12 protein-coding genes are annotated in these 12,543 nt (G+C 60.1%); 8 read left to right on the top strand and 4 right to left on the bottom strand.

The genetic code is table 11. The annotated features are described in order from the left end of the window. Positions 1-260: 260 nt before the first annotated feature. Together grxD and ACQR0W_RS04655 are read left to right on the top strand one after the other, a co-directional pair. Positions 261-587 carry a Grx4 family monothiol glutaredoxin gene (gene grxD, locus ACQR0W_RS04660; protein ID WP_315714222.1) on the top strand — a complete coding sequence of 109 codons (327 nt, stop codon included), beginning with the start codon at positions 261-263 and terminating at the stop codon, positions 585-587. A gap of 230 nt (positions 588-817) precedes the next feature. Next, the gene (locus ACQR0W_RS04655) at positions 818-2,143 is read left to right on the top strand and encodes a 4Fe-4S binding protein (RefSeq protein ID WP_316169268.1); all 1,326 of its coding nucleotides are present in this window, start codon (positions 818-820) and stop codon (positions 2,141-2,143) included. A gap of 37 nt (positions 2,144-2,180) precedes the next feature. On the opposite strand, the gene ACQR0W_RS04650 is transcribed toward ACQR0W_RS04655, so the two are convergent. Both ACQR0W_RS04650 and ACQR0W_RS04645 read right to left on the bottom strand, forming a co-directional pair. Beyond that, positions 2,181-3,215, bottom strand: coding sequence for an NAD(P)H-binding protein (locus tag ACQR0W_RS04650; RefSeq protein WP_316169269.1), 1,035 nt, complete (start codon positions 3,213-3,215; stop codon positions 2,181-2,183). A gap of 66 nt (positions 3,216-3,281) precedes the next feature. After that, complete coding sequence (locus ACQR0W_RS04645; protein WP_315714219.1) at positions 3,282-3,872, bottom strand: TetR/AcrR family transcriptional regulator; 591 nt, start codon at positions 3,870-3,872, stop codon at positions 3,282-3,284. Positions 3,873-3,989: 117 nt separating this feature from the next. Here ACQR0W_RS04645 and ACQR0W_RS04640 point away from each other — a divergent pair, with 117 nt between their 5' ends. Next, on the top strand, positions 3,990-4,775 hold the full coding sequence (locus ACQR0W_RS04640; protein WP_316169270.1) for an oxidoreductase: 786 nt from the start codon (positions 3,990-3,992) through the stop codon (positions 4,773-4,775). 113 nt (positions 4,776-4,888) lie between these two features. Beyond that, complete coding sequence (locus tag ACQR0W_RS04635) at positions 4,889-5,983, top strand: alkene reductase (protein WP_316169271.1); 1,095 nt, start codon at positions 4,889-4,891, stop codon at positions 5,981-5,983. A 9-nt stretch (positions 5,984-5,992) separates the two neighbouring features. Here the strand turns inward: ACQR0W_RS04635 and ACQR0W_RS04630 are convergent, their stop codons facing one another. After that, complete coding sequence (locus tag ACQR0W_RS04630) at positions 5,993-6,652, bottom strand: TetR/AcrR family transcriptional regulator (RefSeq protein WP_316169272.1); 660 nt, start codon at positions 6,650-6,652, stop codon at positions 5,993-5,995. Between the two features lie 219 nt (positions 6,653-6,871). Between ACQR0W_RS04630 and ACQR0W_RS04625 the strand changes: the two genes are divergently transcribed. After that, entirely contained in the window at positions 6,872-8,068 is a 1,197-nt protein-coding gene (locus tag ACQR0W_RS04625; RefSeq protein ID WP_316169273.1) for an acetyl-CoA C-acyltransferase, read from the top strand. Positions 8,069-8,171: 103 nt separating this feature from the next. Here the strand turns inward: ACQR0W_RS04625 and ACQR0W_RS04620 are convergent, their stop codons facing one another. Continuing rightward, positions 8,172-8,666 carry a winged helix-turn-helix transcriptional regulator gene (locus tag ACQR0W_RS04620; protein ID WP_316169274.1) on the bottom strand — a complete coding sequence of 165 codons (495 nt, stop codon included), beginning with the start codon at positions 8,664-8,666 and terminating at the stop codon, positions 8,172-8,174. Positions 8,667-8,828: 162 nt separating this feature from the next. Here ACQR0W_RS04620 and ACQR0W_RS04615 point away from each other — a divergent pair, with 162 nt between their 5' ends. The 3 genes from ACQR0W_RS04615 to ACQR0W_RS04605 are packed head-to-tail and all read left to right on the top strand — an operon-like array spanning position 8,829 to position 12,540. Next, positions 8,829-9,320 carry a (2Fe-2S)-binding protein gene (locus tag ACQR0W_RS04615; RefSeq protein ID WP_316169275.1) on the top strand — a complete coding sequence of 164 codons (492 nt, stop codon included), beginning with the start codon at positions 8,829-8,831 and terminating at the stop codon, positions 9,318-9,320. Then, complete coding sequence (locus ACQR0W_RS04610) at positions 9,317-11,689, top strand: xanthine dehydrogenase family protein molybdopterin-binding subunit (protein ID WP_316169276.1); 2,373 nt, start codon at positions 9,317-9,319, stop codon at positions 11,687-11,689. Before ACQR0W_RS04615 ends, ACQR0W_RS04610 begins: the two co-directional genes overlap by 4 nt. Further along, the gene (locus ACQR0W_RS04605; RefSeq protein WP_316169277.1) at positions 11,686-12,540 is read left to right on the top strand and encodes an FAD binding domain-containing protein; all 855 of its coding nucleotides are present in this window, start codon (positions 11,686-11,688) and stop codon (positions 12,538-12,540) included. The genes ACQR0W_RS04610 and ACQR0W_RS04605 overlap by 4 nt, the downstream gene beginning before the upstream one ends. The last annotated feature ends 3 nt before the right edge of the window (positions 12,541-12,543 follow it).

The following is a 12,543-nucleotide window of genomic DNA, read 5'->3' as shown; positions in this document are numbered from 1 at the left end:
TTTAGCTGCCACAGAACGCTCGTCAATTCCTTTTTAGAATTGATATTCGATCCAATCGAGCGCCCGGTCGTTCTAATCCCTCCAAGCGATGGTCGACTGTCCGATCGACCGGCATCCTTCGTGGACTCTGCGGAAAATAATAGCTGCCGCGCCTTAGCGCGAGGCCGGCCAAGCAGGCTTCAAAGCAACTTCGCTCTTTTCTGGCCCGACCATTAAGTGCTAAATTCGAACTGATGCGACGGACAGATGGAGAGACCAACATGAGCGTTGCGCAGTTCATTCGCAGTGAGGTGGAGTCCAACGAGATCGTCCTGTTCATGAAAGGTACGCCCTCGTCGCCGGCCTGCGGGTTCTCAGCGCAGGTAGTTCGCATCCTCGATCATCTGGGAGTTTCGTTCAAATCGCACAACATCTACGAGTCGGAGGAGTTGCGGCAGGGTATCAAGGACTACTCGGACTGGCCGACCATTCCACAGCTGTATGTACGGGGCGAATTCGTGGGTGGCTGCGATATCGTGACGGAGATGTTCCGGTCTGGAGAGCTGCAGGCCATTCTCTCGGAGCCGCAGGAAGCGGCGCGATCATGAACCACGGCTGGGCTCTCTGTCGATGGCCTACCCCGTCATCAGAGGGCGCCGATGTCGCGAAAACACATGAGCGTCCGCGCAATGTTTGGTCATTTGCCGTGTGATGTGCAGGGCCAAGCGCTATCGAGGATGGGGCAGCGCCTGGTGGCAGTCTCAGCATTCTTTCGTTGCATCAATCGCCGGTCGCTTCGCAGTCGGAATGACACTCGACGCATCTGAGGAGACGAAAATTGACCATTGAGGATCATCCGACGGTAAAGGCCTTTCGGTCGCGCAGCCTGGCCCGGACCGGCGCGGCGCCGCTGTCGGCGGAGCTCGTCAAGAGGATCGCGATAAGCTGTGGAGCGGACGATGTCGGGCTGGTCGAGATTGGCCGTCCGGCAATCAGTCCCCAAGTCGACTACATCCGAAAGGTCTATGGCCGCACAAAGTCCTTGATGGCGATCGCATGTCATATGAATCGCGAGCCGGTACGCTCTCCCACTCGCTCGGTGGCTAATGAGGAATTTCATGGAACCTATGACCATGTGAACGAGACTTCGCGCGCAATTGTCCGCGCCCTGGCGGAGCACGGCATCACGGCCTGCAATTCGGTTGCCGCATTTCCCATGGAGATGGACCAGGCACGCATCATGATGGTGCAGCACAAGCCGGTCGCCGTCGAGGCCGGGCTGGGTCGCATGGGAATTCATCGCAACATCATCCACCCGAAATTTGGCAGCTTCATCCTGCTTGGAACGATCTTGCTGGCGGACGAGATCGATGCCTATGACCAGCCGATCGACTATAATCCTTGCTTGGAATGCCGACTATGTGTCGGAGCTTGCCCCGTCGGCGCGATAAAGCACGATGGGTACTTCGATTTTCAGACCTGCTTCACGCACAACTACCACGATTTTCTCGGAAACTTTACCAAATGGATCGAAGAGGTTGCGGACTCGCGTGACGCAAAGGACTACAGGTCCCGCGTGAGCCCTTCCGAGACTCAGAGCATTTGGCAATCTCTCTCATTCAAGCCCGGGTACAAGGCTGCATATTGCATATCGGTCTGCCCGGCTGGCGAGGATGTAATCGGACCATATCTTGATGACCGGGTGTCCTATGTGAATGATGTGGTCAAACCTCTGCTCGAGAAAGAAGAGACGCTGTTCGTGATTCCTGGATCGGACGCCGAGGAGAGTGCGCCACGACGGTTCCCGAATAAGACGATCCGGCATGTGCGCGCAGGACGTCCGATCGGAAGCGTTCAGGCGTACCTCTTTACACTGAGGCTCGGCTTCCAGCGTGGAAAGGCAAAGAAGCTCGATCTGGTCACTCATTGGACCTTTACGGGAAAAACTCCGTTCCAAGGGACAGTGCGCATCAACGACAAGATTCTGGATGTAACGTCCGGAACCCATGCCGGCGACGCCCGGCTTTCGATCACGGCCGATAGCGAGGCATGGCTCCGAGTGCTTAGCCGCGATCTTGAGCTTGCGGAGGCGATCGAGTCGCGGCTCATCGTTCCAAGCGATGCAGATCTGTTCGCGGCCTATATGCGCTGCTTTCCATTCTAGGGCTTTCAGGTCCGGAGTTTTGAGCGAGGCAAAGCCGCTACGCCTGCAAGACACGGGTCGGGTTCAGATCCTTCACTTCGCGGTGCTGCAGATGGTTTGGCGTCCCCCTCTCGAAGCGCCACGCCTCCTTTTCAATGACCTTCCTGAATGTGGTGGCCGGCCGGCCGAGCAGCTTCTCGACGTCCTGCGTTACCTCGGCAATATACCGATCACCGCCATTTTGCATGCACAGGTTTTCCAGATGCAACGCAGGATGCTCAGCGATATGAGGCATGAGCTTACGCATACGTTGCCGAAACTCTTCCATCGTCGTCGGCAGGTATTCGATCTTTCGACCGAGCGCCGCCGAGTAATCCTCGGCAAACCCGTACATGTCCTTTCGTTCCGGCCCCGTCAACTCGTAGGACTTCCCAGCGTGGCCGGCTGGGTCAGCTAACACCTCAATACAGACATCAGCGACGTCGGCCGTTGCCACCGGCGCGGTCTTTCCCAGGCCGAATGGCAGACGGATCGTGCCGTCCTCCTTGATGGTCATAGCCGGCACCCACAGTGTGATTGGGTTCTCGACGAACATCGCCGCCTGGATATGAACGATCGGCAGGCCTGACCAATCGAGGGCTCGCTCGCCCGCCCAATGCGCCCTTTGCTGGGGCGACCACTGGACGTCCACGCCCAGCACGGCGATGCGCTCCGCGTCCGGCGCGGACATGGTCTCGAGCGTCATGTAACATTGCTCATAGTCCGACATGTTGACGAATATCTCGGTGCCTCCTTCCTTCTTGGCCGCTGCGGCCATTAAGATGGTGGCATCGGCGTAGGACGGGTTCAGGCTCATGCTGAAATAGATGCGCCGCACACCCTTGACGGCCTGCGTGACGTCACGCGGATTTAGGAGATCGCCCACGAACACCTCGGCTCCCATGTCGCGCAAACTCTGCGCCCGCTCGTCATTTTTCCGCACGAACGCACGGACGGGAAGGCCGCGCTGCAGCAGGCCGCGAACAATGGTTCGGCCAACCGAGCCGGTTTGTCCACCGGCGCTCGTCACCAGAATTGGCGCCTTGCTCTTCATACTCGTGTCCTCCCTGATCTCGATCGTTTACTTGGTCTGATTATCTGAAAGCCGGACGAGACAAGCTCAGCGCTCTTGTTGAGGTACGAGCGCGAGCGCATTTGCTGCATGAATGCCAGCCGCAAGTATCGCATCCGACATCGACGAGTCTTCGGCGGCACGAGCAAGCTGGAGAGAGCCGACGAGTACAGCGAAAATTCCGATTGCGGCCTCTTGCGCGGCGCGGCTGGACGTTTTCCGCGGCAATCGCCTCTTTAGCTGCTCGAATATTTCGCGCAATCTAGCGGTGTAGGCCTTTCGGACGGATCGAGGTTGGCGACCGATCTCTGGAAGCAGTGCAGCCGAGGCGCATCCAACGTCCGGCCGATCGCGATGCTCCGCAGACAGGTAAGACCGGATCAGCGTGCTCAGTTCCCCGGGGACAACGTCGGCTTCACTCAGTCGCCGCAACTGCTCGTCCAGCGCCCGCTCAAGCCCTTCCCGAACGAGATCGCTTTTCGAGCCGAAGTGAGAATAGAAGCCGCCATTCGTAAGGCCCGCCTCGGACATAATTCCCGTCATTCCAGTCGCCGCAATGCCTTGGCGCCGGAATTTCCTTGCGGCGACCTTCAGTATCCGTTCGTGCGAACTATCCTTGTGCCCCTTGGCATACCGCATGCAGGCCCTCCGAACGAACAGCCTATTGTATGATGTAAATCATGTGATATGTATATCTTAATCTAATCTAGGGTTCAACTGCGTCAACGGAGAGCTTCTGTGCGACAGGACGGAAAAGTGGCGATCGTGACCGGGGCTTCGACGGGAATCGGGCTGTCCTCCGCAAGAGCATTGCGCGAGGCGGGATTCCGGGTGTTCGGGACCAGCCGACGAGCTGCCGCGAGCGATCCTGAGATGCTAAGCTGCGATGTGACGGACGACGCCTCGGTGAAAGCGGCCGTCGACAAGGTACTGGCTGCGACCGGCAGGATCGATGTTCTGGTGAACAACGCAGGCTTCGGCTTGCTGGGCGGGGCCGAAGAATCCTCGGCCGATCAGGCCAAGGCCTTGTTCGACGTGAACGTCTTCGGAGTGATGCGCATGACAAATGCGGTCCTCCCGACCATGCGAGATCGAAAAGCCGGACGGATCATCAACATTAGTTCTGTCCTGGGATTGATACCTGCGCCGTTTTCCGCCCTCTATTCTTCTACGAAGCATGCCATCGAGGGTTACTCCGAATCTCTCGACCACGAAGTGCGGATCTTTGGCGTTCGCGTTTGCCTGCTTGAGCCGGCCTATACCCGCACCTCGTTTGAGCAGAACATGGTGCTTCCGGACCGGAACCTGAAGGAATATGTGTCGGCGCGAACCCGAGCCAGCGCGCTGCTACGCGATGTGATGAATACAGCCGAGAGTCCCGAGGTTGTTGCCGAGAAGGTGATTTTGGCCGCGACAACGCCATCACCTCGTCGGCGATACACCTGCGGAAAGGTTGCGCGCCAGGTAAGCATCCTTCGTCGTTTTGTGCCTGAAGGAATGTTCGACAAAAGCCTTCGCAAGCAGCTGGGGCTGCCGGGGTGATCCCGTCGAAACAGTCGATCGCGAGCGATTTCCACGATCGCCGCGACAGGATGTTTGAACCTCCCGATCAACAACTTCGCGCGAACGCCTTGCAACCGTATTCCGGAGGCTAAATGCCGTCGCTGTTTGACCCCGTAACTATTGGCGATCTGCATCTGCCGAACCGGGTCATCATGGCCCCGCTGACCAGGCTACGCGCAGGCCAGAGCCGGATCCCCAATGCGATCATGGCGGAGTATTACGCGCAGAGGGCTTCGGCGGGTCTGATCATCACAGAAGGTGTTCCTGTTTCGCCTCAGGCAGTGGGCTATGCCGGCGTTCCCGGCATTTGGTCGGCAGACCACGTCGAGGGCTGGAAAGCCGTTACACGCGCGGTGAAGGCACGTGGGGGGCGGATTTTCATGCAGATCTGGCACGTCGGCCGGATCTCCGATCCAATATTCCTGGATGGTCAGGCGCCGATCGGCCCCAGCCCCATCGCCGCGAAAGGCAACGTCAGCCTTGTCCGTCCGGAACGGGCTTTCAGCGTGCCGCGCCCGCTTACGACAGAAGAAGTCTTGGAGGTTGTCGAAGCATTTCGCAATGCTGCCAAGTTTGCCCAGATAGCTGGCTTCGATGGCGTGGAGCTCCACGGCGCGAATGGGTATTTGCTGGACCAATTCCTCCAAGATAGCTCCAACCAAAGGACGGATCGGTACGGAGGCTCAATCGAAAGCCGCGCCAGGCTCTTGCTCGAGGCCACAGATGCTGCAGTGTCGGTATGGGGACCCGACCGGGTGGGAATGCATCTTGCGCCTCGGGCTGACGTGCATTCCATGGGCGACTCCGATCGTACCTCGACGTTCGGATACGTGGCAGCTGAACTCGGGCGTCGCGGCATCGCCTTCATCTGCGCTCGCGAGCGCTTGGGACCCGACAGCTTGGGACCGTCTCTCAAGGCCGCCTTCGGCGGAAAGTATATTGCAAATGAAGGTTTCACTGCGGAAACCGCCCAGGCGGTCCTCGATGCGGGTTGGGCCGATGCGGTTGCCTTCGGAAAGGCATTCATTGCCAATCCGGATCTACCTAAGCGCTTGGCGCTCGGCGCGCCGCTCAATCAGCCCCGCCCCGAAACTTTCTACGGTCCGGATGCCCACGGTTATACCGACTATCCTACACTGCCAAAATCTCCGGAGAACGTGGGGCGCGAAGATCCGGCGAAAACATAGGAGCGGGCCTCACCGAACACCTCGGTGTGGAACAGAAGCGCCATCACGATCATTTTTTCGAACTAAGCTGCTGGCCGCGCGGTCGGACCGTCGAGCACCAAGTTCACCAACGATCTCTCGACCGGCCCCAAGAATATGGTCAGAAGCTGCTTTGCTGTTGACAGCACGGGCGAGCAGAATTGAACCTACCATGGTCGAGATGATGCCTGTGGCGATCTGGCGTGCCTCTTGAGAAGAACCGCCGGAATTTAGCTCAGCTAGGACGTCGATCATTTGATCCAGCTTACGCTCAAAGCTCCGGCGTGCCCGCGCTTCTGATCGCCCGATGTCGGCGGCGAGCGCCGGAAGCGCGCAACCGTGCGTGGGATCGTCACGGTGGCGAGGACTAAGGTAATCGGCAACGATCGCATCAACGCACGTCGGGACAGCGCTCCCATTCGTCAGCCGTTTCCAGCGCTCGATAGTCTGATCCATTGCAAAGCCAGTTGCTTCAGCAACGAGAGCCGCACGGGACGCGAAATAGTTATAGAAGCCGCCATGTGTCAGACCGACGAGCTGCATAAAATCGACAACGCTGAGCGCTTCGGCACCTTTCTTGCGCAGACCGTAGGAGGCATTCTCGACGATCCGGTCGCGGGTCTGACGCTTATGATCTTTCACGTAACGCATCGTGCTTCATCCGATTTGCAGAAGATCTGCTGGGCGGCTCATCAGACACCAAACGCCCCATGGCCGGCCGCTCCGATTCCAGCCGACATCTAAGCATCGGCGCCGGCGTTTCAGTCCTGGATTTTGCGCCATGCCTCCCCGCAACATTTCATTGCAAGATGAGCCAAGTTATATGATTATCGTCATACAAACAACACCGCTTGTCGGGGAGATTTCATCATGTCCGCAGTCACCGATCCCGTTGTCATTCTTTCGGCCGTACGCACGCCTTTGGGACGTTTCATGGGTGAGTTGTCGCCGCTCTCGGCACATAAGCTCGGCTCTCACGCGATCGCGGCAGCGCTGGAGCGTGCCAAGCTCGCGCCGGAGCGGATCGACGAGGTCTTCATGGGTAACGTGCTGCCGGCCGGCCAGGGTCAGGCGCCGGCCCGCCAGGCTGCGCGCGGTGCCAGGCTGCCTGATGCGACCGGGGCCACCACGATCAACAAGGTTTGCGGCTCCGGCATGAAGGCGACCATGCTCGGCCACGACATCATCAATGCGGGCTCTGCCGCCATCGTGCTGTCCGGTGGCATGGAGAGCATGAGCAACGCGCCATATCTGCTGGCAAAGGCGCGTGCCGGCTATCGGGCCGGCCACGACCGGATCATCGACCACATGTTGATGGACGGCCTGGAAGATGCCTATGAGACCGGCCGTTCGATGGGCGACTTCGGCGAGGCCACGGCCGAAGCCTATCAGTTCACCCGCAAGGACCAAGACGCCTATGCGATGGAGACGCTGATCCGAGCCCGCAAGGCCGTGGAAAGCGGCGCGTTCAAGGCCGAGATCGCACCGATCACTCTGACCGAAAAAGCAGGGCCGCGCGTCATCGCCAATGACGAACATCCGCTGAAGGTCGACCCTGCCAAGATCCCAGGCTTGAAGGCGGCGTTCCGCGCCAACGGCACCATCACGCCTGCCGCCTCCTCGGCGAACGCAGACGGAGCCGCCGCCCTGATCCTGGCGAAGCGCTCGCTCGTCGATCGCGAGGGACTGCCGGCACTGGCGGAAATCAGGGGCCATGCCACCCATAGCCAAGAACCGCAATGGTTCACCACCGCGCCGATCCCGGCGATCCGCAAGCTCCTGGACAAGGTCGGCTGGAGCGTTGGCGACGTCGACCTGTTTGAAATCAACGAAGCCTTTGCGGTGGTGGCGATGGCCGCGCAGAAGGACCTCGGCATTCCCCGCGAAAAGCTCAACGTCCATGGTGGCGCCTGCGCGCTCGGCCACCCGATCGGCGCCACCGGCGCGCGATTGATCGTGACGCTGCTGCATGCGCTGGAAGCGCAGAACCTCAAACGCGGCGTCGCCGCACTCTGCATCGGCGGCGGTGAAGCCACTGCAATCGCCGTCCAGCGTATCGTTCGCTAGTCGAGGCCAGCTCGCAAAAAGCACTTGGCAAGCGGCCCAAATGGTGTCGCTTGCCGATTTTCCATCGGGAAGTTCGCCCCCGGCCCACCTTCTGCAATCCGAATCATCGCTGGTCGAACTTGGCGAGCCGCCACCGAACAAGGTCGTCAGCCCCTGGTCCGGCCAGCGGCCGGACATCCCTCATGCGTACCAATTCGCCCGACTTGTCATCGACAAGAGCGAGCTTAACCGGACGTCCGCTGTTCTTGTTGATGAATTTGAGCGGCGGACCCGCATCCCCCGTAATCGCCCACTTGTCCCCGACCTGGGCAAGCGCCTGGATCACCAGGATAATGTCCCTGCCCTTTCGGGTCAGAAGGTAATCGTAGCGTTCAGGGCCGGTCTGATACCGACGCCGCTCGAGCAGTTCATTTTCTTCGAGATGCTTGAGCCGATCGGACAGGGTGGCATGTGTGACGCCGGTCGACTTCCTCAACTCCTCATATCTGCTCAATCCCAGTGACAGATCGCGCAGGATGAGCATGGCCCAGCGGTCACCGACAGCGTTCAATACGCCGGCGATCGAGCACGCCATTCCTTCAAAGCCCTTCGAGCGCATCATCCCTCCTAACAACACTTCTCAGCAGAATAATCATGCTCGGGACGCCATCCAAGCGCCAAGCCGCGAACATCGACAAGAAATGTCTTGCATTTCTTTCACTCTTATTATTAGAGTGACTGTTGGATAACAAAAAACCGCGTGCCGATCCCAGGAGGATAAATGCCCGACCCCCACAGCCGGCACTTGGTGACATTCGAGATAAACGGATCGCGCAAGACGGTTTTCGTTGAAGCGCGAAAGTTGCTGGTCCATCTGATCCGGGAGGATCTTGGCCTCACCGGCACCCATGTCGGCTGCGACACCTCCCAATGCGGTGCCTGCACCGTCGAAATCGATGGACTGGCGGTCAAATCCTGCACGGTACTGGCCGTGACGGCGGACGGCGCGTCGATCACCACAGTCGAGGGATTGACCGATACCGGTGGCGAACTAAGCGCTGTTCAGGCCGCCTTTCACGAACATCACGCGCTGCAATGCGGCTTCTGTACGCCGGGCATGGTGATGAGCGTACGGCAGCTCCTGAGGGATCATCCCAATCCCGGCGAGCACGACATACGCCATGGACTTGCCGGCAATATCTGCCGCTGCACCGGCTATCACAACATTGTCCGCGCTGTCGAAAGCCTCGCAGCGAAGGAGCAGCAGCCTTGAACGACACGCCTGCGATCCGCCATATCGGTCGGCCCTTAAAGCGGCGCGAAGATTTCAAGCTGCTCGCTGGCAAGGGCCGCTACGTCGATGACGTCAGGCTGCCGGGCATGCTGCACATGGCGGTACTGCGATCGCCGCACGCCCACGCCGAGATTAGAAGCGTCGATCTCTCTGCAGCAAAAGCCGCACCAGGGGTTCGCTTGGTCCTTTCCGGGATGGCGCTCGCCGGCAAAATTGGCCCGATTGTTCCGAACTGGGTTCTTCCGGGCAGCAAGGTGCCGTTCCGCCCTGTAGTCGCGACCGACCGCGTCCGCTTTGTCGGCGAATGCGTAGCGCTGGTAGTGGCGGAAACGTTGGCCGAAGCCTACGACGCCGTCGGGCTGATCGACGTCGATTACGAAGTGCTGCCTGCCGTGGTCGACGAAGAGACCGCAATCCGGCAGGACGTGCCGCAACTTCATGACAACGTTCCCGGCAACGTCACTACGATCTACAAGGTGCGCGGCGGCGACTACCAGAAGGCCGCCCACGAGGCCGATCAGGTCATCGGACTGCGCGTCGTCAACAACCGTCTGATCCCGACCTGCATGGAAACGCGCGCGATCGTTGCCACGCCGGAGCCAGACGGGACGCTGACGGTCTATATTGGCAGCCAAGTTCCGCACATGCACCGGCGCTGGATCGCCGAGACGGTTCGCATTCCCGAGCATCAGTTGCGGGTGATCGCACCTGATATCGGAGGTGGGTTTGGCGCCAAAATGCACCTCTACCCCGAAGACTTGCTCTGCCCCTATCTCGCACGCGAGCTCGGCGTGCCAGTCAAATGGTGGGAAAGCCGCTCCGAAAGCCATCAATCGACCAGCCACGGTCGCGCGCACACGGAAAATATCGAGATCGCGTTCAAAAACGACGGCAAGATCCTGGGCCTGAAAGTCGAGACGCTTGGTAATGTCGGCGCCTATCTATCGAACATGGCGAGCGGCGGTCCCACCGTGAACACCGTCAACTTCGGTACCGGAACCTATAAGATCGATAACTACGAGGCGATATCCCGAGTCGTTGTCACCAATACGGTGCCGGTGGATGCCTATCGCGGCTATGGACGGCCAGAGGGCGCCTATATCGCCGAGCGGGCGATCGATGCGGTCGCGCGTCACCTTCATCTCGACCAGGTCGAGGTGCGGCGGAAGAATTTCGTTCAAGCAGCGGAATTTCCGTATCGACCGTATGGCAGCACGGGCGTGATGTACGACAGCGGTAATTATCAGGGACTGCTGGACAAGGCGCTTGCCGCCTTCGACTACGAAGGGCGCCGAAAGGAATGTGATGCCTTGCGGGCCAGCGGTGTCTATCGCGGCGTCGGCATCGCCGCTTATACGCATATGTGTGGCATGGCGCCGTCGCGGCGGCTGGCGCTCAGCGGATTTGATCGCGGCGGCTGGGAAAGTGCGCGGGTCAGCATCGATTCCAGCGGCCGGGCTACGATCTATTCAGGCTCGATGAACCAGGGTCAGGGCCATATCACGTCGCTGTCGCAGATTGCCGCGGACGTGCTGCAGATTCCCGTTGAGGACATCGACATCGTGCAGGGGGACACGCGGCAAGTGCAGGCCGGCCACGGCACGTTCAATTCCCGCTCGATGGCGGTCGGCGGATCCAGTGTGCATGTGTGCTCGCAGCGCGTCGTGGCCAAAGCAAAGAAGATTGCGGCGAGCATGCTGGAAGTGGATGAGAAGGACGTTTCCTATTCCGCCGGTGCGTTCAGCGTGCCTGGCACGGATATCGCGCCGTTAACGTTCTCGAAGGTGGCCCGCATGGCTTATGTCGGCCACAAGCTGCCGGATGGCGTTACACCGGGCCTGGACGAAACGGAGTTTTACGACCCGACCGGTATGGGCTCGCCGTCAGGCGTCCACCTCACCTACGTCGAGGTCGATCCTGAGACTGGCATCGTCGACATTCTCGACTATGTCGCGGTTGACGACGTCGGCACCCTGATCAATCCACGTCTCGCGGCGGGCCAGATTCATGGCGGCGTCGTGCAGGGCATCGCGCAGGCGCTCTATGAAGAGGTCAGCTACGATCCGGACAATGGACAACTCCTGACCGGCTCGCTGCTCGACTATGCCGTTCCGCGCGCCGAGCACGTGCCGAACATCCGCTCGCAGTTCCAGGAGACGCCCTCGCCGACCAATCCGATTGGCGTCAAAGGCATCGGCGAGAGTGGCTCGATCGCGGCGCCGCCCTGCATGGTCCACGCCGTACTCGATGCGTTGTCACCGTTCGGTATCAAACATCTCGATATGCCGCTGACGCCGCCGCGAATCTGGAAGGCGGTACAAGAGGCGCGCTCGGGAGAACTCCAATGATCCCGGCAGCCTTCAACTATGTCCGCGCGGCTTCGCTCGCCCAGGCCATCGATCTGCTGCGGGAAGATCCCGACGGAACGAAGCTCCTGGCCGGTGGCCATACCTTGCTTCCGGCCCTGAAGCTGCGGCTGGCGTCGCCCGAACTTCTGATCGATATCGGAGGCATCACCGAGCTCAAGGGCATCGAGATCGGCAAAACCGGAGTCAGGATCGGCGCGCTGACGCGGCACGCCGACCTGCTTGCATCAGAGACGCTGTTCGAGGAATTGCCCATCTTTCGCCAGGCGGCGAGTCTGATAGCCGATCCCCAGGTGCGCAACCGTGGCACGATCGGCGGCTCGCTTGCGAATGCCGATCCGGCGGCTGACTGGCCGGCGGTCGTCGTCGCGCTGAAGGCAGAGATCGAGATCGCCGGCGCGAACGGCCACAGACGGGTCGCGGCGCAGGATTTCTTTGTCGATATCTTTTCTACCGTGCTGGAACCGGACGAGGTTCTCACCAGCATTCATATCCCGCGGCCGACAACCGGCATGCGCTTCATATACCGAAAGATCCGGCATCCCGCGAGCGGCTTTGCTGTCGTGGGCATTGCGGTCGGCGTGCGCATGCGAGACGGCGTGGTGGCCGAGGTTTCCCTCGGCGTGACAGGCGCGGCGAACCACGCTTTCGCCGGCCAGGCCGCTGCCGATTTCCTGAACGGAAAGACGTTGTCGCGGGAGAATATCGACCAGGCGGCCACATTGCTGAGCGAGACCACCGAATGCCTCTCGGATCGCTACGCTTCGGCGGAGTATCGGGCGAATCTGATCCGGACCGAGACCAGACGCGCGCTACTTGCGCTTTCCTCGTGAGAC

Source organism: Bradyrhizobium sp. HKCCYLRH1034 (assembly GCF_051168375.1).
GTDB lineage: Bacteria > Pseudomonadota > Alphaproteobacteria > Rhizobiales > Xanthobacteraceae > Bradyrhizobium.
The sequence above is the reverse complement of the archived record's forward strand: the minus strand, read 5'-3'. Positions and strand labels throughout refer to the sequence as shown.

Excerpts from the sequence above, each read along its gene's own strand:
- ACQR0W_RS04605 (WP_316169277.1), top strand. The coding sequence starts at position 11,686 with ATGATCCCGGCAGCCTTCAACTATGTCCGCGCGGCTTCGCTCGCCCAG.
- ACQR0W_RS04620 (WP_316169274.1), bottom strand. The coding sequence starts at position 8,666 with ATGCGCTCGAAGGGCTTTGAAGGAATGGCGTGCTCGATCGCCGGCGTA.
- ACQR0W_RS04635 (WP_316169271.1), top strand. The coding sequence starts at position 4,889 with ATGCCGTCGCTGTTTGACCCCGTAACTATTGGCGATCTGCATCTGCCG.
- ACQR0W_RS04625 (WP_316169273.1), top strand. The coding sequence starts at position 6,872 with ATGTCCGCAGTCACCGATCCCGTTGTCATTCTTTCGGCCGTACGCACG.
- ACQR0W_RS04645 (WP_315714219.1), bottom strand. The coding sequence starts at position 3,872 with ATGCGGTATGCCAAGGGGCACAAGGATAGTTCGCACGAACGGATACTG.
- ACQR0W_RS04630 (WP_316169272.1), bottom strand. The coding sequence starts at position 6,652 with ATGCGTTACGTGAAAGATCATAAGCGTCAGACCCGCGACCGGATCGTC.
- grxD (WP_315714222.1), top strand. The coding sequence starts at position 261 with ATGAGCGTTGCGCAGTTCATTCGCAGTGAGGTGGAGTCCAACGAGATC.
- ACQR0W_RS04650 (WP_316169269.1), bottom strand. The coding sequence starts at position 3,215 with ATGAAGAGCAAGGCGCCAATTCTGGTGACGAGCGCCGGTGGACAAACC.
- ACQR0W_RS04615 (WP_316169275.1), top strand. The coding sequence starts at position 8,829 with ATGCCCGACCCCCACAGCCGGCACTTGGTGACATTCGAGATAAACGGA.